The sequence below is a fragment of the Neoroseomonas lacus genome, from assembly GCF_014644535.1.
GTDB classification, from domain to species: domain Bacteria; phylum Pseudomonadota; class Alphaproteobacteria; order Acetobacterales; family Acetobacteraceae; genus Neoroseomonas; species Neoroseomonas lacus.
This window is the reverse complement of record NZ_BMKW01000060.1, coordinates 1-969: the sequence shown is the minus strand read 5'-3', so window position 1 is coordinate 969 and position 969 is coordinate 1. Positions and strand designations below refer to the sequence as shown.

General features: G+C 70.9%; 1 protein-coding gene. It reads left to right on the top strand.

Annotated elements, in window-relative coordinates:
* The coding region (locus tag IEY36_RS30385) for an ABC transporter substrate-binding protein (protein WP_229681730.1) at positions 1–969 on the top strand (969 nt) is incomplete at both ends.

The window sequence follows — 969 nt, the reverse complement described above, 5'->3', positions numbered from 1 at the left end:
GTGACATGGCATGACGGCCGCGCTCTGACCGCCGACGACATCGCCTTCAGCTTCACGCGCGCGCGGAACATCCCGAACAGCCCCGGCGGTTTCGGCGGGTTCCTGCGCAGCGTCGCCGGCGTCACCAGCATTGATGCGACCACGCTGCTGATCGAGACGCACGGACCCGCTCCGGGCCTGCCGGGCGACCTCGTCAACGTCGCGGTGATCGCACGCCACGTCGGCAGTGACGCAACGACCGCGGACTACAATGCCGGCCGTGCCACCATCGGCATCGGCGCCTTCCGCCTGCGTGCCTTCCGCCCGGGCGAGCGCGTTGAGCTGGAGCGCAACCCGACTTGGTGGGGAACGCCCGTGACGTGGGAGGTCGCGACCTACCGCATGATGCCGAATGCCGCGGGCCGCACGGCCGCGCTGCTGTCCGGCGACGTGGATCTGATCGAGATGCCCAACGCCTCCGACCTGCCGCGGCTGCGCGGATCGTCGGAACTCGCCGTGGTCAGCGCTCCAGGCCTACGCGTGATCTACCTGGCGCCCCAACACGGCGCGGCGGTGCCGGCACCCTTCGTCACGGCGACGGATGGCAGCGCCCTCGCCAGCAATCCCTTGGCGCGGCAGGAGGTACGGCAGGCTCTGTCGCTGGCCATCAATCGCACCGGCCTCGCCGAGCGCGTGCTGGAAGGCTCCGCGGTGCCGACGGTGCAGATTTTGCCGCTGGGCACCTTCTCGGCGGTGCCGGACCTGACGGTCGATACGCCCGCGCCGGATCGTGCCCGCGCGCTGCTCGCCGCCGCCGGCTATCCGAACGGCTTCCGCCTGACCCTGCATGTACCAACCGACCGCTATCCCGGGGCGACGGCCGTCGCGCAGGCGATCGCGCAGATGTGGACGCGCATCGGCGTGCGCACCAGCGTCGCGTCCTTGCCATGGAGCGCCTATGCGGCGCAGCGCGGCAGTTTCGCGATGCAT